Source organism: Candidatus Methanoperedens sp. BLZ2, assembly GCF_002487355.1.
Classification (GTDB): Archaea; Halobacteriota; Methanosarcinia; order Methanosarcinales; family Methanoperedenaceae; genus Methanoperedens.
Window position 1 is genome coordinate 24,007 of the sequence record NZ_NTMG01000068.1, and the last position, 24,549, is coordinate 48,555.

Below are 24,549 nucleotides of genomic sequence, written 5' to 3' on the forward strand. Positions count from 1 at the left end.
TTAGTTATCATTATTCTGATCGCAATGTACTTTAAGTGGATGAAAAAATAGATGCATTTTTCAGTAAAAGTGTAGGGTCGTTTGCAAGCGCCGCGAGTTCCGCGAGTGCTGCAGGTGCCGCAAGCGCCCTTACTCTAATACGTTTTTGCCATTATAGCAATATTTTCCGTTTCTTTCTTACACACAGGGCAGATCCCGGTTCCTTTCCCAAGTTCGCTCTCAGGTATCCCTAATATCCCTGCGCCGACTGCTTCTTCCATAGCAAGGCCGCATTCACGGACACCGCACCACGGTATCTTAACGATTCCATTGGAGATATTCTCTTTTACTTCTTCAATGGTCGTACATGCGATCAAACGTCCTTCCAGGGATTTCTGCGCCTTCTTGAACAGGCTTTCATGGATCGCCACAAATCGTTTTTCGATTTCACTTTCGATATCTGCCAGGGGTACGTTTTCCTTGTTCCCTGTGTCCCTTCTCACAACTGTGGCTGCGTTATTTTTAAGGTCGCGCGGGCCGATCTCAACCCTTAGAGGGACGCCTTTCATTTCCCATTTGTAATATTTTGCCCCGGGGCGCTCATCGGTCTCATCAAGGGTGACCCTTATATTTTTTGCCTTTAATCGCTGTGCAACATCGCGGCATGCATCCAGTGTCTCATCGCTCTTCCCGAATAATATCGGGATAATGACGACCTGGATGGGCGCTATCTCCGGCGGGAACACCAATCCTTTATCATCCCCGTGTAATGATATCAACGCTGCGATACTTCGCTCCGAGATCCCGTAGCATGTCTGGTGCGCAAGCACCTGTTCGCCGTTTATATCCTCGTATTTGATATCAAATGTCTTTGCGAAATTGCTTCCCAGGTGATGCGCTGTCCCGATCTGCAAGGTTTTATTATCCGGCATCAGTGTATCCACTGCCATTGTATAATCAGCGCCAGGGAATTTATCCCAGTCCGGGCGTTTTGAGACGATTGTCGGGATTGCAAGTCTCCTGTAGAATTCCTGGTATATCCCTGTGGCTTCCTTTACCTGAGCAGCAGCTTCGTCCCATGTTGCATGAACCGTGTGCGCTTCTTTAAAAGATGTTATCTCACGAAGACGAATAAGCGGGCGCGTATGCTTTGTTTCATACCTGAAGGTATTTACGATCTGGTAAATCTTTATGGGAAGATCCGCATGTGAGCGCACCCATACTTTATACATCGGATAAATAGCAGTCTCACTTGTCGGGCGAAGAGCAAGTTTTACATCGAGTTCGTTTTTTCCGCCATGCGTGACCCAGTAAACTTCATTTTCAAAACCTTTAATATGTTCTGCTTCCTTCATGAATTCATTTTCAGGGATAAGGAGTGGAAAAAGAGCTTCTTTATGGTCTTTATCCAGTAGTTCACGGATTATCGCATAAGTTCGTTTTCGCACATCGAACCCGAACGGGAACCAGACATAAAGCCCTTTAACAGGATACCTGACATCCATTATTTCCGCCATTAGAAGTAATTCATTATACCATTCACTGAAATTTGATTTTGTGGGAAGAACAGGTTTTTTGTCCTGTAATGCTTTATCTTTTGTTTCTGCCATGGGTGTCACCGGTTGGATTGTGCTAATATTATTTTAGGGATATGATATTTGTATAGTAGCTACTTATAGAAGTCTAAGAGCCTATCCGAAAAATCAATCAATATTACATTTCCGAATGAACCACAGAGGTCACAGAGAACACAGAGACATGTTTAAAAATCTCTGAGCTCTCTGTGTTCTTTGTGGTTTCAACTTTTCGGATAGGTTCTAAGTCAATCCCTATAAGCTCAGGTGAAATAAAATGATTTCTATATGATGTTTCAAATCCTCCCTTACTCCCAGAACCTCTTTGTCTTCGCATAATTCCTCTCTGCGATCAAAATATCCCTGTAGAACTCCTCCTCATCCTCCCTCAGTTTCCCGATAACCCTCGAAGCAGTCTCAGGCCCGATGCCCCTTGATGCAAGTGCTATCGCCGCAGTTTTCCCATGCGAGAGAACAAGGTTGGCGTTCTTAAAAACACGCGCAGTTCTTTTCTTCTCCTCTTTTGATTTGTCCTTCTCCTTCTTTTTTGCGATCTTTATTTCCTCTTCTTCCCAGGGCTTAAGCGCAGCTATCATCCTGCTGCCGCACAATGGACATTCCGGGCGTTCTGGCACGCTTTTTACAACCCTTGTCGAGCGCCATTTCTTGCAGTTTATGCAAAAAAGTATGACCCTGTCTTCCATAATCCTGCTTTTTAAGGCCATGATTATGGAACTGTCAGCCCTCTCAGGCGCCATCAATTCCCGCCCTCCCATGAAACCTGCCTCGCCTATCGGGCTTACAGGCTGGATTACAAGCTTCAGGCTGTTGCCCTGTAAACTTTTAAGGACATCCACGGAACGGGCAATATCAAGCTTATCATGGAATATTTCACGCACCGCTTCATCATACATCGGTGTGCGCTCAAAAACATCAAGCAGCTTTTTCATGCTTATACGCTCATAATCCACATCCCTGCTGATGGCCCCGAACTTGCGGGCAACATGCACCATTTTCCATTTAAGGAGCATCGAATTCTTAAGCGTCATCTCGATGATGGGCTCAATGTGGTCAGGATTGATTGTAAGGAGTAATTCCCTGATCTTTTCGGCATTGAACAATTTAGGAAGTTCAAGTTTTATCCTGTATGGGTCTATTTCCATTGCAACGCTTGCCCCGAACCTTGCTGTAAGAAGCGATGTAAGGACCCGGCCCAGGGTATCATTTACTTTGTGCCCGCCGCACATGTTTATGATGATCGACGTTCCTTCCTGTTCTATGACCACGATATCATCACAAGGTACTATGAAACCTTTTTTGACCTGTCTCTTCACCAATTCCAGGATCTCATTTGCTGCCTCATCATCGGTTGGGTAATCTTTCCTGTAACCTTCGATTATTTTCTGGTCGGCTTGTTTGCTCTTGATTTTTTCCATTATACGCTTTCTTATTGCTCCCACTTCCTGGGAAACCGCATAAGGAACAGGTATCTCCTCCCCGACCCAGTTAGGGACATCAGCACCAGGGTCGCTTATTGGTTCAACTTTGATCATGCTTTTTTCACTGATCACCTCAATGATGCGCCACATTTCACCTTTGGTGATAAATACGGCTCCAGCTTCTGCAAAATCAACAACGAAAGCCTCATCAAGCGCACCCACGGTTCGGCCGCTTACGATATCAAAGATCTCAAAGCGTCTTTCATCCGGGATCATGGAGAGGTTTTCATAATAATACTGCCAGCTCCTCATTTTTTTGCCGACCATATCGTTCTCAAACCATATCAATCGGGTGTCGTTTATTTGTTTAATTACTGCCCTTAAAAGTTCGATCTTAAGCGTTCGAAAAGGATATGCCCTTGTCACAATTGAAAAAATACGGTCAACAGATATCTTCCCAAAATCAAGCACAAGGCCGCATATCTGGTTTGCGAGTGTGTCAGTGCTGTTCTCATGTATGTCGATTATTTCTATCTCGCCCGATTTTGCCCTGCGCGTGATGGCTGATGATTCTGCGGCATCATCCGCACCTGTTGTTATTATTGTCCCGCTTGATTTCTCGCCAACCCAGTGACCCGCTCTTCCCACTCTCTGTATCAAGCGGGTAACCTCGCGCGGTGACATATATTGTATAACATTGTCAACATCACCAATATCGATACCGAGTTCCATGGAGGATGTGCAGATAAGCCCCCTGAGACTGCCATTCTTAAAATTAGTCTCAGCCTCGATGCGCGTTTCTTTTGATAAAGAGCCGTGATGCACGCCGATTAATTGTCCAAGCATCTTGAATCTTGAACCAAGCATTTCAGCGGATTCCCTGGTATTAACAAATATGAGGGTGGATTTGTGTTTTTCCACAATTCCGGAAATGATCCGAAGATGCGATGCCATCTCAGGCGTACACATCAGTTTTCTGGAAGATTCGTGGTCTTCCTTTGCGGGTTTTGGACATACAACATTGAACTCAAGCCGCTTTAATAGCGAAACTTCAACAATCCTGGCGATCCGATCTGTTCCTGCAAGAAAATGAGCGATTTGGTCAGGTTTTCCCACAGTTGCAGAAAGACCAAGCCTCTGGAATTCACCTGCGACTTCCACAAGCCGCTCAAGGGCAATGGAAAGCTGTGCGCCTCTTTTTGAGGAAGCAAGCTCATGCACTTCATCAATTATCACATGTGTAACCGTTTTGAGGTTATTCCTGAGCCTCTTTCCGGTAAGCATTATCTGTAAGGTTTCAGGTGTAGTGACAAGAAAATCCGGGGGTTCTAATGATTGTTTCTGTCTCTCGTATGTGGTAGTATCCCCGTGCCTCACAGCAACCTTTAATCCCAGTTCCTTTCCCCACCACTCAAGACGGGTTAGCATATCCCTGTTAAGAGCGCGAAGAGGCGTGATATAAATGACAGAAATCCCGCGTTTTTTTTCCGTCATTTCCCCGGCTTTTTTTTGCATTATCCTGTGAAAAACCGGAAGTACAACCGATTCGGTTTTCCCTGAACCTGTGGGTGCTATCAGAAGAACATGCTCATCTGCCATTACGGATGGTATTGTTTGTACCTGCGGCTCTGTCGGGAAAGTAAATCCCTGCTTAGCCAGGGCTTCCTGGATCCGTAGATCAAGTAAACCGAATACGTTCATATTGCTTAAAAAAGAGGATTCAATATATAAATCTATTCTACTACAGACGAACAAATATTATTATCCACATCAAGGATCATTTCCAGATATGATTTGCGAATAGTTGATTCTCTCTTTATCCCTAATTTGGCGATGAATTTAAAAATGCTTTCAACCTTTTCCTGGTAATTCCTTGGGTCTTTTACCACAATCTCGACCTCTATAAAATTTCCAAGGTTTCGAACTTCATCAAGGGAAATATAAAAATCCCCTATCCTGAAATTTTTTCGTTTCTTTGATACGGTAGCAACAGGAGAAAAACCAAGAGATGAAAGTATATTACCCATGCTATCCAGATCCTTTATTTCGGTTTGCACCTCTTTTCTTGTTTTAGAAACCTTATCCATTTTAGGCCCCTTATACGTTAAAGTGGATTTCCCATCCTGCACCCTGATCCTCAAAGCCTCATCGGTTTTTCCGAAATCACGGTACGGCGCATTATAATATGTATCTGTCTGCGCTTCTATCCCGATTGGCGTAGCTCCCAGCTCAATTATTGATCTTTCCATTTGTTTTGGATCTTCAACAGGTGCTTTCACTTCTATCTCTATCATGCATGTTAATCTATCTCCCCGTTATATCAAATTGTTTATTTAATCCGGTTCGAAACATTGAAATACCCTCGGGCTTAAGTAGTAAAAAATGGTACAATCATCTATCCAGGTCTGGGAAGACTTCTTCAAACGATATTACTGGGAGAACATCCTTGAATTGGCAAAGAATTTTCCGGAAAAACGAAGTCTTGTTGTTCAATTTCCTGATATTGAACGATTCGATATGGAACTTGCCCGGGAATTGCTTGAGCATCCCGACCTTGTAATTAAACATTCGAACGAAGCTCTCAGTAGTATTGATCTTCCTGCTGACGTTGTTTTTACAGAGACGCACGTAAGGATCATCAAAATCCCTGAGCGTATCCAGATAAGGGAGCTTCGGAGTGAAAATATTAACAAATTCATAGCAGTCTCTGGCCTGATCAGGAAAGCAACAGAAGTAAGACCAAAGATCATAAATGGCGCTTTTAAATGCCAGAAATGCGGTGAAATAACGTTCATGCCCCAGGGTGAAGGAAAGTTCGTTGAGCCTTTTGAGTGCGAGAATGATGTATGCGGACGAAAAGGCGCTTTTAAGCTTGTCCATGACCAATCCGAATTCATTGATGCGCAAAAACTCAGGATACAGGAGTCCCCTGACGACTTAAGAGGCGGTGAGCAGCCCCAGACCCTTGATGTGGATGTTGATGATGACCTGGCCGGACTGGTATCACCGGGTGATCGCATTGTATTATCAGGGGTATTGCGCTCATTCCAGAGGAGCAATAGGGAGGGGAAAAGCACATTTTTTGATCTCTTGCTTGACGGGAATTCTATCGATATTGAAGACAAGGAATTCGAGGATATCGAGATATCAAAAGAGGACATCGAGGAAATCGTTACTCTCGGAAAAGACCCGGAGATTTATAAAAAGATAATCGGCTCCATTGCTCCTTCGATCTATGGTTATGAGGAAGTGAAGGAAGCCATGGCGCTTCAGCTTTTTTCTGGCATGGCAAAGCACTTACCTGATGGCGCACGTATTCGCGGGGATATGCATATTCTCCTTGTGGGGGATCCTGGCGTGGCCAAATCCCAGTTGCTGCGTTACGCCGTAAAACTTGCACCGCGCGGCATTTACACCAGCGGTAAAAGCTCAACATCTGCTGGTCTTACTGCCACGGCTGTCAAGGATGAGTTCGGAGACGGCCGCTGGACGCTTGAAGCTGGCGCACTTGTGCTTGCTGATATGGGTCTTGCATGTGTTGACGAACTTGACAAGATGGAAGCGGACGACAGGAGTTCCATGCACGAAGCAATGGAACAGCAGACCATAAGTATAGCAAAAGCAGGGATCATGGCTACGTTGAAATCACGCTGCGCTCTTCTTGGTGCTGCTAACCCGAAATTCGGAAGGTTTGACAGGTACGAACCCATTGCAAAACAAATAAACATGCCGCCAGCTCTGCTTTCCCGTTTTGACCTGATCTTTATACTTACTGATGAGCCTTCGGTAAACAGGGATACTGCGATCGCAGAACATATACTGAAAGCCCATTATGCAGGTGAACTTTCAACCAGGAGAAAAAACATAGTAAATTCGGGTATCAGCACAGATGATATTACGAAAGCCATGGAGATCATCCGCCCTGTGCTGGAAGCAGAGAAGCTCAGGAAATATATTGCATATACAAAGAGGAATATCTTCCCGATTATCCAGGACGATGCAAGGAAACATTTGATCGACTTTTATCTTGGCTTGAGGAAACAGGGTGAGGCCCCGGATTCTCCTGTTCCTGTTACGGCCCGCCAGCTTGAGGCCCTGATACGCCTGGCTGAAGCAAGCGCGCGCGTACGCTTGAGTAATGTCATAACCACAGATGACACAAGCAGGATCATCCGGATTGTGATGGCAAGCTTAAAACAGGTCATGACAGATCCGGAAACTGGAAGGCTTGATGCAGATATCGTTAATGTGGGAATGGGTAAAAGCCAGAGGGACAGGATCAAGGTACTCAGGGAAATAATCAGGGATCTCCAGAAAGAAATGGGTGCTGCACCAATAGAAGAGATTATATCAAGGGCTGAAGAATCAGGTATCAAAAAAGAGACAGTTGAGGATATGATACAAAAGTTAAAGAGCGCTGGAGAGATAATTGAGTCTAGTAATGATAGGTTCAGGGTTGTTTGAACATGTATATGAAAAGATATGATACGGACGGCAAATTGATCGTGGCAGTCTGTGATACGGATATTCTTGGTAAGAAATTCAAAGAAGGAAAACTTGTTCTCAAACTTGAAGAAAGCTTCTATAAAGGTGAAGAAGTTTGCGAAAATGAGGTAAAGGAAGCACTTTCATGCGCAAATATCGCAAATATCGCCGGTAAGAGATCCATTGCATGCGCTGTAGAGTGCGGATGTGTCGATCCTGATACCGTGATCTTTATTGATGGGATACCCCATGCACAGATGGTAGAAATATGACTGAAATAATTGACAATAATACATTAATGGATCTTGTTATTGAAAAACATAATAAGTTCCTTGGAGCTTTTAAAAGTGAATTTTCCGAGCTTGAAAATAAGCTCGAAACTGTTAAGAAGCAAACCGATGATCTTAAAAAGGAAATAGAGACCAACGAAACGAAAATAATTGTTCTTAATGAAAAATATTTCCTCTATTTCCACCAGGCGAAAAAACAAAGGGAAGACCTTTTTAAAGAAGTGATCGAAAAGATGCAGCAGGCCAGATCACCCAATGTACATGAAGTAACACGTCTTTCAGCCAGAATTGAAGAACATGAGAAGAAACTCCAGAATTCAAGAAATATTGATGATGAAGAAAAATCGATAGTTGAAGTCAAGAAACTTCTTTATGATTTTGAAACCGAGGCCAGAAAAGCCGGAATATCCGTAACCTCAAAAGCAATAATTGATAAATTAAATGAGGCGAATGAATCGCATAAAGAATTCATATCGATCCAGAATAAACCAAAACAGGATATGGGAACTGCAAAGGATTTTGATAAACAGGCAGAAGAATTAGAAGGAAGGCATAACTGGCTCAAAAGAAGGATCGAAAGCCATACCAATGCTTTAGATTACTGGAAGAAACAAAAAGGGGGAATAAAAGTTGAGTGAGATTGAAAATCCAGTGGAACCGCAGATTGAGACCCATGTAGATACCAGTGAAGTCCAGCCTCAAAGCCATCTTGAAGTTATTACTGGAAGTAATACTGAAAAGCCAAAAGTTTATCCAAAATTATCAGAACGTGATCTGAAAGAGAAGATCAATCTCCTGCGACAGCGGATTGAGCAGGAGGAAAGGGAATTAAAAACAATATTCAGGGATATTTCCCTTCACAGCCAGGGAGGAAATGACCTTAAAGCCAAACGCGACGGCTTAAATGCAAGAGTCAAGGAACTGTCACCAAAAGCTGCTGACCTTAGAAAAAAGAGGGATGAAACAAACGCAAAGATCGCGGAATTAAAAGCACAGAGAGACCAGATGAGGGGTAAGGGGAAAGAATTCAGTGAGAGAATAGGTGAACTTAAGAAATCACGCGATGAATTGAACCTTACAGCCAGGGGAAGATTTGAAACCCTTGAAAAGGCTTATCAAGAGGAGTTAAACCTCTTTTTGGCGGCAGACATTCCGCTTGAGCATGAGATCAATATTTTCAACCGTTTAAATGAGTTAAACGATAGATTGAAAGCCACCCGGAAAGCCAATGAGATACATTCTGTGATCTCACTTGAATATATTAAGGGAAAAGAAATCTACACTGATATGGATACTTTGCATGCTAAGATCCAGGCGCTTGCCCAGGAATCCCAGAAGTTCCATGAAGAAATGATAAAGCTTTACAATGAAATAGACGCGTTGCGTAAGGAAGCTGACTCTTATCATGCCCAATTGAATGAAAAATTCAAAGGCATTGCGCCTCTTCGAAAGAAAATAAGCGTACTGAAGGCGGAAATTCCGAATCTTCGTGATGAACTTGGAGTTTATCTTGAGCAGATGAAAGAATACCAGCTTGACCGCGACCAGCAGAAAAATGTTGGAAAACGTGAGCAAGCCAGGAAGAAGTTCAAGAAAGACGGACGTTTGAGCCTTGATGAGTTCAGGCTGCTTGTTGAGAATGAGGATATCAAGCTTAAGACCACACGCCCGTAGTTTTTCCTTTTAGCGCCATCTCCCCCATTACCTTTTTCACTTCTCTGGATAGCGGAGCAGGCGTTGAATTTTCAAATTGTGTGCCTGGAAGCGGCATGAAATAATGAGAATGGACATTTCCTCCTTTTCCTGTCAGCCATTTTATTAATTTTAGAGTTTCAAGCTGGTCAGATTCAGTTTCACCAGGAAGCCCGAATATGAAATCAACGACCGGAGTAAAACCATGTTCCAGGCATTTCTCAGCCCCTGTGATAATATCTTCTACGGTATGTTTTCGATTTATGCTTTCAAGCATCCTCTGGCTTCCTGATTGTCCCCCCATGCTGATTGTGGTATTTTCACAATATTTCGATACAAGTTCAAGGATTCTGTCGTCTATGAATTCCGGCCTCACCTCTGAAGGAAACGTCCCGAAAAAAATCCTTCCGGGCTGCAATTCGCGAAGAAGTGATTCAATTTTTTCAATGCGCGGATGTATGCCATCCGAACCATAGGCAAAGGCATTCGGGGACGTGAATCTGATATCTTTGAGGAACTTTGAATATTTTGAGATGACATCAATGCTCCTGTGTCTCACACTGTGGCCGAATAATTGCGGGGTCGAGCAGTAAGTGCAATTATATGGGCAGCCGCGAGTGATCTCAATTGTATTGTGCATGATCCCCGGATCAAAAGGCGGATATTTATCTAAATCAACCTGGCTTCTCTTTTCGGTGAAAACAATATCATCCGTCTCATTTTTATAAGCAATACCTTTAACTGATGAAATATCTCCTTTATTTTGAATTACATCGATCAATTCAGGCAATGTTTCTTCACCTTCGCTTATTACTACATAGTCAAAAAATCGCAGCGTTTCTTCCGGCCGGGCAGAAGGGTGAGGTCCTCCGGCAATGAATACCGAGCTTGTTGCTGCCTGCGACACTTCCCTGAATATCGATGGCGCCTGCTGTGTTGCAAAGCTGTAGATCATTATGCCGTCGCAGGGTTTTTCTTTTGTATCTGATCCCGGCACAAGAGGCATCAGGACAGCAATGCTTTGCATGTTCTTCCTGAAGAACCTGAAATTAACTTGAGTGGTTTTGTTCATTGCTTGTTTTTGACTTAACAATAAAACCAATTGACTTAAGATTAATGGATACATCACCATCTGGCAATATCCCCTTGTATGAACTGAAACGAACTCACGCTACCGGAGTTCGTAACAGTTTGTATTAGTTCGTTGTTTTTTTCAGGTTCATTTATGAACTTTGGTTCTTGACCGACTTTACGGTGAAGTTTTTTGATTCTTTTACGTTTGCTGGCACGCCTCTTTTTTTGCGGAAAGATATATTATCACGCAAATATATTGAATAACCTGAATGAGTCGAGAAGTAAAAGAGCGGACAATTCTTGATAGGTTTGCGCAAGATTTTATTGATGTAGTAGAAAAACATGCAAAATATATCATTGTTTCAGGTTTTGTGGCAATTGCACATGGGAGAAGCAGGGGAACGGAAGATGTGGATCTGATAATCGAAAAGATCAAAAAAGATACATTCATAAAAATGCATAATGATCTTGTAGAGGCAGGTTTTGAATGTATTCAGTCAGAATACCCAGAACTTATTTATGATGACTATTTAAGCGACAAAACCAGTGTGCGATATGTAAGAAAAGGACGTTTTATTCCTGAAATGGAATTGAAAATGGCAAAAGATGAACTTGATGATTATCAAATCCAGACAAGAAAAAAATTGCCTCTTACCGGGCTTGATCTATATTTTTCAAGTATTGAAATGAATATTGCTTTTAAGGAAGAACTGCTAAAATCAGAAAAGGACATGGATGATGCAAAGCATTTGCGGATCATCTATTCTGATGTCCTTGATGAAAAAGAGATCACAAAAATAAAAGCGGATATCCGCAGGTTGAGGCTATCATGAGAGACAGGACTCACGATGAACAGGTGATACGATGGGCTGAATTTGTAAAAACGCATTCCCGCTCAATCTGGATCAGGGAGGTTGGCCCACTGATAGACTCGCAGATAATCATGGCAAATGCCTTCTATGAGCGCCTTGCCAAAACAGAGGGTGGACTTGAGAAAATAAGACAGCTAAGGAAGTTAGATACACCTAAATAATTATGAAATTCTGCTGGTTTATTCTTCGATTTTAAACAGATAATCATAATATTTCCATGCTTTACAGCATGGGCAGTTTTCCTCATAATCCGGACATCGGGTTCCCCAATTCTTGACCATATACTCTTTAACTCTCTCCTCAAAATAACCACTGCAATATTCGCATTCCCAGTATTCACCATCTTCACCAGTCAAATTTTTAATAAGTTCGTTAGAAAAGAAATACTGTATCGGGATAACATTATTTTCATCAAGTTTTACATCGAATTTATTACCACACACAATGCATTTTCTATCTTTGAGTATGGAGCTTTTCGCAGTTACTTCTTTCTTTTTCATGATATGACCATAGAATTTGAGTTACATCATGATATTTCTTTCCTGCTTCTCTGATTTATGATACTTCTCAAGAGGAGTTCTAATTTATATTCGATGTCATAAAAAAATCCACCGTATAATTATAATCAAGAATATCAGTATACCGCTTGTTATAGCTGCCATAGCAATACTATGCTTAGCAATATCTGTAGTGTGCCTGTAAATATAAACACCGGTTACTAACTCCACAACTCTGAGTGCTGGTGCAATAAAAGGAACCAGGACACTTAAAGCTAAACTGAAAAAAATAATTAATAAGCCAGGGACAAATCCCCGGCTATTAACATTAATGCTTTTTGTTTCTACCATATATATCGCCTTTTTTATTATTAACTTTCAAAGGTTGTGAGCTTTCCATCTTCAATCCATGTTACCTTTATCTTAGCATATGGCTCCCATGCTGCAATTTCCTGCTTACTCATGCCGTTTGCATTAAATGTTGCATTGCCTTTGAACCCCTTCCCGGCATCAGGCTTCAAGTCTCCAAGCTGTACAATATTATCTTCAAGATTAATTTGCCTTGAAACGATTTCAGGATTCAGAATTATATAGGCTGTGACATTCTCTGCTGTTTTAACACCGATATTTGCAATGCTTACATTCCAGGAAATTTTTTGAATATCGGTTTGATTTTCACCAATAGCTCCTAAAGCATACCCAGCATCTACAAATATTTTTGCCCCTTGAACTTCTTTGGAAATGCACCCAGTTGTAATTATGATCAATGCTATTGCTGTCAATGCAAGTGTTGTTATGAATTTCATAGCACTCTATTAATCCCATATCTCTTAAACATCATTGCTTCCACCTTGCTGATATCAAGCATCCTGATAAGCATCTTTATATCTTTTTCATCAGCCGGAACACCCGGGACCACGGAATCCCCTTTATAAAAAATCGTCCCACCTTTCATATTTGCACCCAAAAAACCTTGAGCTTTCCCGCTTATTATAAGCACGCCATCTTTCATATATGCACCAGCGAACTCTCCCGTATTTCCTGTAATGATCGTCCCACCACGCAGAAGTACGGCAGTATTCAAGCCTGCATTCCCTTCTATCCTGATAAACCCGCGCTTCATAAGGATCCCTGTGCTCATCCCTGCATCGCCTTCCACAATGACCTTCCTGTCAGCATCAAGGCGGGCCGCGATCGTATCACGGATAATCCCATCTCTAACGTATAAACAGCCATTTTCCATAACATTCGGGGGAAGTATTTTTTCATTTGATACTTCTGAAAGGATATCTGTAATAGATACGAATTTTCGATATCCTGGGCGGTCAGATCCAACCTCCACAACGTTTCCCGCTGGTTGTTTGACATTACCTTTTACATATATCGCCCCGGAAACCATACTGATACCCATCCGCGTATCAATATCCCCATCAACGATTATTGAGCCGGACTTAATGGCTTTTCCTGTGCCCCCGAAAAACTTAAGATCAACTCCAAGGCTGCTTCCAAGCCTTTTGCCTGCATTGCCTTTTAAGTTCACATCTTCTCCATTCTTTAATGCAAAAACAAGGTCTTGATAGGTATATGATGTACCGGTCTGGTGCGGTATCACAGAGGATGGAGAAAGCCTGCTGCCCCTGTGCTGCCAGAAAAAATCATATGTGAAATCACATAAGCAATCAACCGGATAAGATAGTTCAAGATTCACAAAGGATAATTCACTTGAAAGTAGATGAATATTTTTTATTCAATCCCTTGATCCGGTTGGAAAAAGAATTTTGTGCTTTTGTCTTTGTATAATTATCTATTATAGTACCTGCAAATGTGAATAATAATAAAACCACCAGGTAAATTGTATTGATCTCCATCGGGCTCATGTGCGCAATACCTGATATTTCCTGGATATTTGCCTGGATGGCTAATATTCCTAATACTATCAATGATCCCAGCACCCCATTTATGAACCAGTAGCTGTCTTTGACCTTTGTTGAAGCGATCATAAGAGGAACGATTATCAACCATAGCTTGGCTGCAATAAGCCCGGAGAGTCCATAATTCAAATAGATATACTGGATTATCGGATTATATTCAACCCCCAATCCTTTTGAATCCATCATAATAGCAGCTGTAACTGTGTCTCCTATATCGAATGTAATGAAAACGCAAAAGTAAAGAAAATGCTGGAAATTTAATCTGCGGTATATATACCCGGAAAGAAGTTTCATAAAACCAAATTCAGGTTCTTCTTTATTTTCAATCATTTTTTCACCATAAAAGCGTGATCATCTACCGCATAAGCTATCATGAGCATCATAGTTATGATAATCAATAGATTGTTTTCAAGACAAATAAAGCCAGTCTTAAACCAAAATGAGCATTTACTTGAACTTCTTTAGCAATTTTCCATAGAATTCGATATCCGTATACTTTCGCGCAAGCCTTTCTACAATAAGCTCAGGAGTGCTGCGGGCAAGATAATTGTATCTCGGATTCCTGTCAACTATAAGGTTCAGGTTTTCATCAAGACCTTTTGCTTCAATACCATCAACCCGAATATTGTGGGTTGTATTTTTCAGTATCGATTCTGCCAGGTGGCTAACAAATACTCCAATCCCATTATTATCATCAAGTTCCTCAAGGATCCCTGAAATGATCTTAGCTGAAGCTCCGGGCTCAGTGATAGATTCCATCTCATCAGTAAGGACGATCTTGGTTTTATTGTTCGAAACCGCAGAGAAATCCTTGACTGTGCTTTCAAAAGCCCCGGCATCCATTGTGCCTTTGGATTTGCCGAAATAATAGAATTCTTCAACAAGACCCAGTTCGCATTCTTGCGCAGGAACAGGATATCCCATATGGGCAAGTATGGCAACCTGGGCAAGAAGATCAAGTGTTGATGTTTTGCCGCCGGAATTTACGCCGCTTAACAGGACCACACGCGCATCTTTGAGTTTACCGATGCCGGAATTCATGCTGCATCTTCCGATTGCGTAATCTATCGGGACTGCATTTGCCAGGAAAAGGTTCGATCCTCTTTTTATGCCTATCCCGTTATCACTCTGAATATGTGGTATGTTAAGAGCAAATTTCTTTGAAAAACAGGCGATCGCATATCCGACATCAAAATCAAGAACCTCACGGACAAGAAGGGATGCGGTTTCTTTTAAGTTTGAAAGAAAACGGGCATTATTTCTCAGGATTACGATCTTTCGTGACGCTATGCTTCGAAGCAGATGGTTTTTCAATCCTTCAACACCGCGTATGTTTATTTTGATCGGGTGAGATATTTCCTCATTGAAAAAAGTATTGACATACTGTGACTCTGCCGGGTTTAGATCGAGTTCAGCCACAATCCCTCGCAGTGTATTGGCAGTCACTGTGTTGTATTTTTCCCTGATCTCTTTTTCAAGCAGCCTGTTAATGCTCCCATCCATTGCAGTGAGCATGTCAAAGCCTTTGACTGTAATTGAGCTTTTTTCGATAAGAGATCCAAATTCAATATTTGCCTGTTGCTGCGAATTTGTAACTGTATCGCTTAGCCTGTCGATAATTGATTTACATCTGTCTATTTCATTATCAAGCCCGCTTTTTATATCAGTTTCTCCGGAGAGTTTCATTATACCCGAAGATAATTGCTGGATATCCCCTGGTTTTATTTTTTCACAAAAATAAGGTGCATGCTGCCTGATCTTATTAAAGACACCAATTGAGCAAGTGATGGCCTCAAGGTTTTTTGTAAAAAATGCCAGTTCTTTTTCAGGAGCGACCTGCCAGGTCTCTAATTTTTTGATGTCAAGAAAATCAACTTCAATATCCTCCGGAAGATCAAGGCCGGCCAGATTTGTACCAAGTATCACATACGAATAACCGCGGGCTATATCGGCAATTTCCCTTCTATCAGAAACAAGCTGCACTGAAACAGGGAATTTTTTAGCAGCTTCAAATTCTTCAGTGTTTGTAGCGATGATTACCCTGTCCCTGATCACAGGTATATTTAAATTCGTCTTCAGGGGTTTTATTTTTGATAACAGGAAGGAGAGTTCTTTTTCATCGAGTTTACCCGCAATCTCCAGAATTCCCCGGACCTCTTTCTGGATATGCAGTATCTTTTCCTTCTTTCGTGAAGGATAAGGGAAATACAGGCTCAGTTTGCTTCTTGCATGATCCGTATGTGCAAAACCTTTGATGAGCTCCAGGAGCCGTTCATAAAAATCAAATGCCTCATTTGTTTTAAGGAAATCCCTGACACCTGCGCCCTCATCTATTGCAATAGCCTCCAGAACAAGTGATATCGCGGATTTTTCGGTCATTCCCTCAAGTTCGCTGATGGCGGCGATATCCTGGCTAATAATGGCATCAATGGCCTGTTTTTCAGAGCCAAAATGCTCAACAAGGCGGCGCGCGGTTTTTTCGCCAATGCGGGGGATGGATTTCAGGGTAGTTATCATTGGAATTCAATTTGAATTATATATGTTTCATCTTAATTGTATGTGGATTATAAAAAAGTTGGTGTCTGTTCAGGAGAGGCCTGTCAGTGAGTTATTTACAATTTGTGATTGAGTCGGGTTTTTGAGCACAGCAAAAATGTGTATGATTGATCTAAACTACATATCCTTCACCACCCCTTCCGGCCGCAGCCGCCCTTATTGATGAGGCAAATGCGCTGTACTTGCAATTTCTTGAAGCGCTGGACAGTATAATAATTTGCTACATTTCGTGAGCATGCGCCTGGCTATAGAACCACAGGAGGCAATACGGTATATAACCTGCTCGCGCATCTGGCGGAATGCATAATCGTATAAAGAGAAAAATGTGGAGAAAAAGAACCTTCTGGACTTCCTGAAAGCTGAGATAAGACCACGAAACTTTCGGTCTAAAAACTGAAAATATACAATCAAACAGTCGTCTTCAACAGTTTACAGGAAAAAGCATTCATTTCGAATTCCATATCACTTACTATATTTGAAAAACCTTTTTTGCAATTCTTTGCAAATTCCTTGTCGTCCAAAAAGAACTCAATCGGTTTGATCTCATATAGATTTGTTATCAATTCCAGAAAAATGCGCTCATCATAAGAATCCTTGAAGTGGATCTCAGCAAGTGATTTCTTAACATCAGAAAGATTCTCAGATTTTAATGTTATTACTTCAAAATTTCGATGGATTTCACTTATTTTCATGAGAATTGATCTTGATAGATTTAATGAAAGTTCGGATAAAAAGGTAGGAAGACCTTCCATTTCATTATCTTTTAGAAAAAGAGAGATTTCGTGGAATACCAGATTCAGAAAATTCGTTATTCCGGGTTTTTCGCTCTTCATTTTCTTGAAATTTTCTATAATTAAGAACTGACAATCCAATGAACTAAGATTCGATTTATGATAAATATCCGGAAAAAATCTAAAAATTTCTACAATAACCTCGTTAATTCTATTCCTAAAAACATTATGAGATTCTTTTATTGCAGATTTACATAAAAACAAATGATCATTTCGTTTATTTTCTATCAATGCAATTGACATCTCATGAATCCGGTCTCCATTGTTGGCTATCCCTAAAATTATATTTGTATCAATGGAAAAATTCATTTCATGCCTCTAACACTTCAAAAATGGCATTATAATTCTTCGGGATAGACTCTGCTCTTAAAGTTAGGATGCTTAATTCAGATATATAATCCTGAAGGTCATCAAAGGTGATTTTGCCCCTGTGAAAAGCTTCAAGTTTAAGCAATGATATTGCTGTTCGTGTCCAGAGTTCAACTTTTTCCGGATTTTTTATAGCTTCCTTTATTAATTCCTGAATTAAGAAAAACATCTGGTCGAGTACCAGTAACTGACCTGTATTTTCTTTTTTATCCCAAATCTTCGATTTTATTTCTTCTCTTATAGAAGAGATTCTTCCATTAAGTTTTATCAAAGATAATCTAAATATTTCAAATTGCTGATATGCATCCAGTTTAGCTGTAAATATTTTCAACTTTTTAAAAGATTCATCAAAATCCTTCAATTCCGAGATTTTATCTTCCAATTTTTTTTCGATCTCATCAATATCTTCCTCATAAATATTAATGGAAACAATTTCGGTCAAAGCATTGAGTAATCTTTCCCGTGTTTCATAATCCACATTTAAAATTTGGTTCAGTTCATTCTGGACAGTATAAAGTCTGCGCATTGAACGCAAATAATCAGCAGCACCGACTACTGGTCGTCTGATCCATGTAATGATCTCGAAAATATCGGATGAAAAAACATCCAGTATAAATGTAATTGATTTATATTGAGCGTTTGGAGAATAGCTTTCCATAAGGGATCGATATTTGCCTTTGACATGGCAATTTTATTTAAGTCTGTTATTTACCTTATGTTTTATGTCGTAATACATCATAAATAAAACTGTTCAATTGAAAATATAAATATTACCTCAAAACTGACAAAAAGCTGAATGTTCCGATAGAAATAATGACAATATAAAATTATATAAATAATTATCAGGATAATAAATCCGAAAAACCATCAGAAAATACTCTGAAGGTTTAGTTTCTGTGGGTAAAGCATCAGAATATCAGAAATAGCAGACTTGCCTAAAGACTATTTATGTATAAACTCCAGAAAATCGGGATTCTGCTGATCTTCCTGATCTTCTTGATCCTCCTGATCTTGTGATGATCCGGCTCGTATCCAGAAGGTAATTCAAATTCTTATCCGAAAGTATTATCCAATAAAGTGCCCTATAAAAACCATCGTTTTCATAATAATTAATAATTCTATTAAATTCGGAGAAAAAGGATGCCTGTTAAAAAAGAAAAAGAACCACTTATAATGCACCCGCGGCCCAGTTCAATAGTAGCCGCATTGTACACGTTAAGAGACCTTGATACCGATGTTGTTATACTGCATGGCCCTCCCGGATGCAGTTTCAAGCATGCCCGGCTTCTTGAAGAGGACGGCATGAGAGTAGTCACTACATCGCTTGATGAGACTGGATTTGTTTTCGGGGGGCATGATGCCCTTGTTGAGGTGCTTGAAAAAGTAATAGAGCGTTTTAATCCCAGACGCATAGGGATCGTGGGCACATGCGCAAGCATGATAATCGGAGAGGAATTGCATGAGGCAGTGACCCAGGTCCAGCCTGATGTTCCTGTGATTGAAGTGGATGTGCATGCTGGCTACAGGGATAACACAAAAGGAGTTGTTATGGCTCTTGAATCCGCGCTTGCCAGTGGAATTATCAGCGAAGCTGAATTTGAGAGACAAAAAGCGCTTCTTAAAGAAGCTACGCTGGTTGAAAAGCGTCACGGCGCGGCCAGCAAGGAATATCTTGAACCCAACCGCGGCGATCTCAAATACAAGGTTGCAGAAAGATTGCTTGAATTAATAAAGCAGGGTAAAAAAGGACTCAATATCCTCAATGCCAAGAAAGAAACCGCCTTCATGTTCGCGGATATTAACCTTGCAGTCGCACAGGTTGCGCAAAAGCTGGGATATGGCTCCAATATCGTGAACATGGTGAACCTTGATGATAATGTGGGACTTCCAAAGAACAGGAGAAATGCGCGGGAAATTAAGGATGACCTGAAAGAAAAAGGATTTGAAATACACCACATTATCGGAGGATTGGATGAGTATCCTGTGGCAGGAAATACTGCGGATAAGATAATCGGTGAGAAATATAGTGATTATGATTTTGCAGTCATATCAGGTGTTCCTCATGCGCTTCCCATGAATAATATAAAGAATATGGAATTATTCTCTGTAACAAACGGACCGCGCCAGGTCATTCCCTTAAAAGAGATGGGGCACACTCATGTTGTGGTAGAAATCGACCTTCATCCCAAGACACTGGGAGTATCCCACATCGTGGAATCGGAATTCGGGGCAACGCTCAGGGAGATGGTCAAAGATGCCTAAGCAGATAGCTATCTACGGAAAAGGCGGGATCGGCAAATCAAGCACCGCTTCAAATGTTGCCGCCGCATGTGCTGATGAGGGGTACCGCGTTACTATAATCGGATGCGACCCAAAGAGTGATTCCTCCATTACATTATTGCAGGGAAGGCGCATTCCTACAATAATGGACCTTATGAGGGAAGGCATAGATATAAAGGAAGAAGATATCGTTTTCAAAGGGTATAAAGGGGTAAAATGTCTTGAGATCGGAGGCCCTGAACCCGGCATCGGATGCGCAGGAAGGGGAATTATCGTTGCTATCAGCCTTCTTAAGAAAATTTCACGCGCCATCGAGGACACGGATCTTGTTATTTATGATGTGCCCGGCGATATCGTATGCGGTGGTTTTGTTGCGCCTGTCAAGAAAGGGCTTGTGAACGAGGCATATGTGCTCACTTCAGGCGAATACATGCCCCTGTATGCTGCGAACAACATCTGTAAAGGACTTTCCCGCCTTGAAATGACGCTTAATGGTGTGATATGCAACTCGCGCGGCGCTTTGAATGAGGAAAAGATCGTCAGCGAGTTTGCAAAAGAGGTCGGAAGCCAGCTTCTTGCTTTTATTCCAAAAGATGTCCTGGTGCAGACCTGCGAAAGAGATGGTTATTCGGTTATTGAGAAAGCTCCCGATTCGCAGATCGCAGCGGTGTACCGTAAGCTCGCAAAAAGCATTATGGGTAAAAGAGAAGGAAAAATCCCTGTGCCGCTTGATGATAGCAGGTTGAGGGAATTGACACGGATTTGATTTTTGGAGGTAGTTAGTAATGGAACCGCAGATAAACGCAGATGAACGCAGATTTGTTAAATTGGATCAGTAATCATGGCGGCATGGTACAGAAGCATACAGCGACTTAGAACACGGATGATACGGATTGGGCGGATTTCCACGGATCCGTGCGTATCCGCGTTATCCGTGCAATCCGTGTTCCATTGTTATCCATCTGCGTTTATCTGCGTTTATCTGCGGTTTAATTTTCATCTTACAGTCAAGCGCCTGATATTAGAAATATATCTATCGAACGCTTTGCGTTCTTTGCGGTGTTTGGCTAAGAACCTATCCGAAAAGCCAAAACCACAGAGGTCACAGAGAGCACAGAGATTTTTTAAACACGTCTCTGTGTTCTCTGTGCTCTCTGTGGTTCATTCGAAAATATACTATTTATTGATTTTTCGGATAGGCACTAAATCCACCGCAGAGGCCGCAAAGACGAGCATAAAAAGCTTTGACTTTTACCATCAATTGAATTCTTACAATACAACCATCTAAAGAGTTAAAAAAATATGACCGAAAATCTTGATATCCCCAGAATTCTTATCGCAGGCGACCGCTCATCAGCCGGAAAAACAACTATATCGATCGGCATAATGTCGGTTCTTAAGGATATGGGCTATAATGTCCAGCCTTATAAGGTGGGTCTTGATTTCATAGACCCAAGCTACCATACGGAAGTGACAGGCCGATTCTCAAGAAACCTTGATGGTTATTTAATGTCAGAGGAAGCAGTTTGTGAGGTTTTTTCCCATGCAACGAGTGGAGCAGATATTGCTATTATTGAAGGTGTACGTGGCCTTTTTGAAGGGCTTGAAGCAACAAGTGATATCGGAAGCACAGCACAGATCGCCAAAATATTAAAATGCCCTGTAATTCTTACGATCAATGCAAGAAGCATTACCAGAAGTACCGCAGCGCTTGTATCGGGTTATAAGTCGTTTGACCCTGAAGTTGATATTGTTGGTGTGATCCTGAATAACATCGGAAGCCAGCGACATGCCGAGAAAGCAAAGATCGCGATTGAGACTTACACGAATACCCCGGTCATCGGAGTAATACCCCGCAATGACTCGATGAAGATCTCCATGAGGCATCTTGGTTTGATCCCTGCTATGGAAGGACGGCGAAGAGTAGCGGATTTTGATGCGAACCTGGGAAGGATAAAGGAGATCATAAAAGAAGGAATCGACATCGATAGATTTATTTCGATCGCTAATTCTGCCCGGACGCTTGAAAAACCAGCAGAGAAAATATTCAGGCCGCATCCTCAAAAAAACAAGATAAAGATCGGAGTGGCGCTTGATGAAGCATTTAATTTTTATTATCGTGATAACCTTGAATTGCTTGAACTTGCAGGAGCCGAACTTGTATATTTCAGTCCTGTGAATGACAGGACTCTGCCTGAAGTGGATGGGTTGTATATCGGGGGCGGTTATCCGGAATTATTCACAAATGAACTCGAAGATAATATTTCCATGCGTGAAGCTATAAAACAAGCTTCAAAAGACGGTCTTCCGATTTATGCAGAATGCGGCGGACTGATGTACCTGACGCAGGAGATCACAACAAATGTTTCCGGAAGCGGAAATTATAATATGGCAGAAATGAAAGGCGGGACTTTCAAAATGGTAGGTGCGCTTCCCGGAAAGACACTGATGGGGCATAAAAGAGTCGTAAGTTATAATATCGGCAGTTTCATTAAAGATAATGTGATCGGAAAAGCCCAGGCTTCTTTTATCGGTCATGAATTCCATCATTCTGAGATAATTGACCTGCCGGATAATACTGAATTTGCAATTAAGCTTGAGCGCGGGATCGGAATAAAAGGTGAGTATGACGGGATACTTGTCAACAATACAATGGCAGCCTATGCGCACCTGCATGCAGCTTCTTATACGGGTTTTGCAGGGGCGTTCGTGGAGTTTTGCGGATCCTGATCCTATCTGGAATTACCATATTCTTCTACAACCTTTATAGATGTTTGATATGATATTTCAGATGATAATCGTGAAACAAGGAACGTGAGAAGGGCTATTATAATACCCAGCGTGGTATCGTCTTTTCCGAAATACACGCCGACTAACACCAATAAAATGTTGTGGGTTCCGCCTACGAAATGCTGGATATTCTGGAGTTCTCTTGAATTATCAGGTAGCTTTACGTTCTTTGTATTCATTCCAGTCAAATAATAAGGATTCACATTAATATAAATAGAAGTGTGAAGAAGATAACAATCCCGAATGAGGCTCCAATGACAAAAGAACAGGTATTTATAACAGTGATCGGAAAAGACCAGAAAGGAATAATCGCAAGGATCTCAAATGCTGTTTTCGCTCATAATATCAATATCGAAGATTTAAATCAGAAAATAATGGGCGGATATTTTGTGATGACGCTGCTTGCCGATATCACTGATTCTTCTATCACCATAACCCAATTGAAAAAAGAGCTTTCAGTAATAGAAAATGAGATGGACTTAAAGATCCAGGTCCAGCATGAGAATATCTTTAAGACCATGCACAGGGTGTGAACTACCTCACGCTAAAGCTGTGAAGCTTCCTGATTCGTAGACCAAACTTGCTTTAACATATGGGATACTGTTTAGGTATCTCAGGGACATTAGAGTAGAGGATTCAATATCCACAGGCGTTAATTCGGTACGCACCGTACCTATTTGTTTTAGTCCTTCATTCAAGATATTCATGCTTGAATTGTGGTCTCTATCCATAACTTTAGCACATTTATTGCAGATATATACTCGTTGATCAAGTGCTATATCCTGAATGTTTCCACAATCGGAGCATGTTTTGGTTGATGGGTACATTCTATTTATTTCAACCGGAGTTTGCACCTTTTGCTTGAGTGTGCTGATTATCCCTCCAATTGATGTTGATAGGATTTTCCTTCCCCATATCCTCTGCCATGCTTTTACATTTTCATCCTGGAAACATATTATTCTATTATTATCTTTTAGATGAGAAACTATCTTGCATTTGATATCTTTTTTGACATTATTAATTTTGGAATATTCTTTATTGATCTTGATTATGGTCTTGTACCAGTTCTTGCTGTGCTCTTCCTGCTTGCTTAGCTGTCTGCATAGTCGTCTGAGTTTCGATGTGATAAGAATAGTTAATAGCTATGCCATTCGTTAATATCAATTGTTTACCAAGACCAAAATCAATACCTAGCTCCCCTTTAGGAATGACCTTTTCGTTCTTGGCCTGATATGTAGTTATCGATAAGTAATATTCGCCATTCTTGCAGATAAGAGTACCATTGGCAATATCGGATTTGGCAGGAATTTGTTTTAAACCCCTCACTCTTATCTTTTGCTTGATTCCCTGTACTCTGACATGGTTCTTATCAAGCATCTTGTAGGTATTCCCATACTGTTTCAAGGGAATTGATTGTACTAAACTTTTGTATTGCAATTTTCCTACTTTGTTGCCTTTCAATTTGAGTTTATGAAGTCCTCTGATATTATCCTGGGTTCTTAGGATTAAACTTTGTTTCATCTGAGAAGATAAATAGTAAAGAGGACGAAGCTCAAAATCCGTTTTAACCTTCACCGGCACTTCCTGAATCTTATCATCAAAATCCAGATCAAAAACATTATCCTGTGAAAGAATATGATTGTACAGCCATTTGGCTTCCAAGAATAATCCATGTAATTTCTTTTTAGATTCACTATTGAGATGTGATTGGTCTATCTTTAGCTCATACACTCTGCACGTCTGGTTCTTTCTCTTTTTCTTAGTAGCTTTCAAAGTAGCTTTGATAGTTTCATTCTTGTTCATACCGTTTCAGCAAAGATTTATTTGTTGTGGAAACCATATATATTTTATGCTCACCCCAAAATCCGTTTCAGCAAATGCTTTTTTGGGTGAGTATCGTCCTCATTCAATAGGAACGATTCATCCCCTT

General features: G+C 41.1%; 25 protein-coding genes. 10 read left to right on the top strand and 15 right to left on the bottom strand.

The genetic code is table 11. The annotated features are described in order from the left end of the window. Positions 1-134: 134 nt before the first annotated feature. From proS to cyaB, 3 genes are all read right to left on the bottom strand, one after another. Positions 135-1,589, bottom strand: coding sequence for a proline--tRNA ligase (gene proS, locus CL181_RS13745; protein ID WP_097299887.1), 1,455 nt, complete (start codon positions 1,587-1,589; stop codon positions 135-137). Between the two features lie 272 nt (positions 1,590-1,861). After that, positions 1,862-4,693 carry a DEAD/DEAH box helicase gene (locus CL181_RS13750; RefSeq protein WP_097299888.1) on the bottom strand — a complete coding sequence of 944 codons (2,832 nt, stop codon included), beginning with the start codon at positions 4,691-4,693 and terminating at the stop codon, positions 1,862-1,864. A gap of 32 nt (positions 4,694-4,725) precedes the next feature. Then, positions 4,726-5,286, bottom strand: a complete 561-nt coding sequence (gene cyaB, locus CL181_RS13755; RefSeq protein WP_097299889.1) for a class IV adenylate cyclase — start codon at positions 5,284-5,286, stop codon at positions 4,726-4,728. Positions 5,287-5,374: 88 nt separating this feature from the next. Here cyaB and CL181_RS13760 point away from each other — a divergent pair, with 88 nt between their 5' ends. Genes CL181_RS13760 through CL181_RS13775 form a run of 4 tightly spaced genes read left to right on the top strand, consistent with a single transcriptional unit; the run spans position 5,375 to position 9,441 of the window. Then, the gene (locus tag CL181_RS13760; RefSeq protein WP_097299890.1) at positions 5,375-7,456 is read left to right on the top strand and encodes a minichromosome maintenance protein MCM; all 2,082 of its coding nucleotides are present in this window, start codon (positions 5,375-5,377) and stop codon (positions 7,454-7,456) included. A gap of 8 nt (positions 7,457-7,464) precedes the next feature. Further along, the gene (locus CL181_RS13765) at positions 7,465-7,749 is read left to right on the top strand and encodes a DUF424 domain-containing protein (protein ID WP_255251575.1); all 285 of its coding nucleotides are present in this window, start codon (positions 7,465-7,467) and stop codon (positions 7,747-7,749) included. After that, positions 7,746-8,405: a hypothetical protein gene (locus CL181_RS13770; protein ID WP_097299892.1), complete on the top strand. Its 660-nt coding sequence runs from the start codon at positions 7,746-7,748 to the stop codon at positions 8,403-8,405. The genes CL181_RS13765 and CL181_RS13770 overlap by 4 nt, the downstream gene beginning before the upstream one ends. Next, entirely contained in the window at positions 8,398-9,441 is a 1,044-nt protein-coding gene (locus CL181_RS13775) for a coiled-coil protein (RefSeq protein WP_097299893.1), read from the top strand. The genes CL181_RS13770 and CL181_RS13775 overlap by 8 nt, the downstream gene beginning before the upstream one ends. Here CL181_RS13775 and CL181_RS13780 read toward each other — a convergent pair. Then, on the bottom strand, positions 9,422-10,531 hold the full coding sequence (locus tag CL181_RS13780; RefSeq protein ID WP_097299894.1) for a TIGR04013 family B12-binding domain/radical SAM domain-containing protein: 1,110 nt from the start codon (positions 10,529-10,531) through the stop codon (positions 9,422-9,424). The two genes, CL181_RS13775 and CL181_RS13780, sit on opposite strands and share 20 nt — an antisense overlap. Positions 10,532-10,802: 271 nt before the next feature. Here CL181_RS13780 and CL181_RS13785 point away from each other — a divergent pair, with 271 nt between their 5' ends. Both CL181_RS13785 and CL181_RS13790 read left to right on the top strand, forming a co-directional pair. Continuing rightward, positions 10,803-11,366 (top strand): hypothetical protein, encoded by a 564-nt coding sequence (locus CL181_RS13785; protein ID WP_097299895.1) that lies wholly within the window; start codon positions 10,803-10,805, stop codon positions 11,364-11,366. Continuing rightward, positions 11,363-11,566, top strand: coding sequence for a hypothetical protein (locus CL181_RS13790; RefSeq protein WP_097299896.1), 204 nt, complete (start codon positions 11,363-11,365; stop codon positions 11,564-11,566). The genes CL181_RS13785 and CL181_RS13790 overlap by 4 nt, the downstream gene beginning before the upstream one ends. Positions 11,567-11,584: 18 nt before the next feature. On the opposite strand, the gene CL181_RS13795 is transcribed toward CL181_RS13790, so the two are convergent. The 8 genes from CL181_RS13795 to CL181_RS13830 all read right to left on the bottom strand — a co-directional run bounded on the left by CL181_RS13795 (position 11,585) and on the right by CL181_RS13830 (position 17,991). Continuing rightward, positions 11,585-11,905, bottom strand: coding sequence for a hypothetical protein (locus CL181_RS13795; protein WP_097299897.1), 321 nt, complete (start codon positions 11,903-11,905; stop codon positions 11,585-11,587). A gap of 96 nt (positions 11,906-12,001) precedes the next feature. Then, positions 12,002-12,253 (bottom strand): hypothetical protein, encoded by a 252-nt coding sequence (locus tag CL181_RS13800; protein WP_097299898.1) that lies wholly within the window; start codon positions 12,251-12,253, stop codon positions 12,002-12,004. Between the two features lie 20 nt (positions 12,254-12,273). Further along, positions 12,274-12,708 carry a hypothetical protein gene (locus CL181_RS13805; RefSeq protein ID WP_097299899.1) on the bottom strand — a complete coding sequence of 145 codons (435 nt, stop codon included), beginning with the start codon at positions 12,706-12,708 and terminating at the stop codon, positions 12,274-12,276. Continuing rightward, positions 12,705-13,610, bottom strand: coding sequence for a hypothetical protein (locus CL181_RS13810; RefSeq protein WP_097299900.1), 906 nt, complete (start codon positions 13,608-13,610; stop codon positions 12,705-12,707). The genes CL181_RS13805 and CL181_RS13810 overlap by 4 nt, the downstream gene beginning before the upstream one ends. Before the next feature lie 10 nt (positions 13,611-13,620). After that, positions 13,621-14,163, bottom strand: a complete 543-nt coding sequence (locus CL181_RS13815) for a hypothetical protein (RefSeq protein ID WP_097299901.1) — start codon at positions 14,161-14,163, stop codon at positions 13,621-13,623. 117 nt (positions 14,164-14,280) lie between these two features. Beyond that, a complete protein-coding gene (locus tag CL181_RS13820) occupies positions 14,281-16,350 on the bottom strand; it encodes a helix-hairpin-helix domain-containing protein (protein ID WP_097299902.1) in 2,070 nt (689 codons plus the stop codon). A gap of 446 nt (positions 16,351-16,796) precedes the next feature. After that, positions 16,797-17,489 (bottom strand): hypothetical protein, encoded by a 693-nt coding sequence (locus tag CL181_RS13825; RefSeq protein ID WP_097299903.1) that lies wholly within the window; start codon positions 17,487-17,489, stop codon positions 16,797-16,799. Position 17,490: 1 nt separating this feature from the next. After that, the gene (locus CL181_RS13830) at positions 17,491-17,991 is read right to left on the bottom strand and encodes a hypothetical protein (RefSeq protein ID WP_141398918.1); all 501 of its coding nucleotides are present in this window, start codon (positions 17,989-17,991) and stop codon (positions 17,491-17,493) included. A gap of 698 nt (positions 17,992-18,689) precedes the next feature. Between CL181_RS13830 and cfbD the strand changes: the two genes are divergently transcribed. The 3 genes from cfbD (at position 18,690) to cfbB (ending at position 22,559) form a co-directional block, all read left to right on the top strand. Further along, a complete protein-coding gene (cfbD, locus tag CL181_RS13835; protein ID WP_097299905.1) occupies positions 18,690-19,811 on the top strand; it encodes a Ni-sirohydrochlorin a,c-diamide reductive cyclase catalytic subunit in 1,122 nt (373 codons plus the stop codon). Then, positions 19,804-20,595, top strand: a complete 792-nt coding sequence (cfbC, locus tag CL181_RS13840; protein WP_097299906.1) for a Ni-sirohydrochlorin a,c-diamide reductive cyclase ATP-dependent reductase subunit — start codon at positions 19,804-19,806, stop codon at positions 20,593-20,595. Before cfbD ends, cfbC begins: the two co-directional genes overlap by 8 nt. Before the next feature lie 536 nt (positions 20,596-21,131). Continuing rightward, positions 21,132-22,559 carry a Ni-sirohydrochlorin a,c-diamide synthase gene (gene cfbB, locus CL181_RS13845; protein WP_097299907.1) on the top strand — a complete coding sequence of 476 codons (1,428 nt, stop codon included), beginning with the start codon at positions 21,132-21,134 and terminating at the stop codon, positions 22,557-22,559. Between the two features lie 2 nt (positions 22,560-22,561). Here cfbB and CL181_RS13850 read toward each other — a convergent pair whose 3' ends face one another. Beyond that, complete coding sequence (locus CL181_RS13850) at positions 22,562-22,798, bottom strand: hypothetical protein (RefSeq protein ID WP_097299908.1); 237 nt, start codon at positions 22,796-22,798, stop codon at positions 22,562-22,564. A 75-nt stretch (positions 22,799-22,873) separates the two neighbouring features. Here CL181_RS13850 and CL181_RS13855 point away from each other — a divergent pair, with 75 nt between their 5' ends. After that, positions 22,874-23,152 (top strand): ACT domain-containing protein, encoded by a 279-nt coding sequence (locus CL181_RS13855; RefSeq protein ID WP_097299909.1) that lies wholly within the window; start codon positions 22,874-22,876, stop codon positions 23,150-23,152. A gap of 6 nt (positions 23,153-23,158) precedes the next feature. On the opposite strand, the gene CL181_RS13860 is transcribed toward CL181_RS13855, so the two are convergent. Further along, a complete protein-coding gene (locus tag CL181_RS13860; protein ID WP_255251576.1) occupies positions 23,159-23,473 on the bottom strand; it encodes a transposase in 315 nt (104 codons plus the stop codon). 181 nt (positions 23,474-23,654) lie between these two features. Beyond that, positions 23,655-24,422, bottom strand: coding sequence for a hypothetical protein (locus tag CL181_RS13865; protein WP_097299911.1), 768 nt, complete (start codon positions 24,420-24,422; stop codon positions 23,655-23,657). Positions 24,423-24,549: the final 127 nt, after the last annotated feature.